Source organism: Streptomyces colwelliae (genome assembly GCF_048158785.1).
Taxonomy (GTDB): domain Bacteria; phylum Actinomycetota; class Actinomycetes; order Streptomycetales; family Streptomycetaceae; genus Streptomyces.
Window position 1 is genome coordinate 1 of sequence record NZ_JBLTJC010000969.1, and the last position, 443, is coordinate 443.

Here is a 443-nt window from a genome sequence, read left to right on the forward strand (position 1 = left end):
GGTCCGTGGCCCGATGTCGTCGCTGTACGGTTCCGATGCGCTCGGCGGTGTAGTGAATATCATCACCAAAAAAATCGGTCAGAAATGGTCGGGTACCGTTACCGTCGATACCACCATTCAGGAACATCGCGATCGCGGTGACACCTATAACGGTCAGTTCTTTACCAGTGGACCATTAATTGATGGTGTGCTGGGAATGAAAGCTTACGGCAGCCTGGCAAAACGTGAAAAGGATGACCCGCAAAACTCAACGACCACCGATACCGGAGAAACGCCGCGTATTGAAGGATTCTCCAGCCGCGACGGCAATGTCGAATTTGCCTGGACACCGAATCAAAATCACGATTTTACTGCCGGATACGGTTTCGACCGTCAGGATCGTGATTCCGACTCGCTGGACAAAAACCGCCTGGAACGCCAGAACTACTCCGTCAGCCATAATG

Annotated in this window: 1 pseudogene; it reads left to right on the forward strand. The window is 52.4% G+C overall.

From position 1 onward, the window contains the following. Window positions 1-13: 13 nt before the first annotated feature. Window positions 14-443: pseudogene (locus tag ACNFOC_RS55400) on the forward strand (hypothetical protein); the annotation flags it as partial.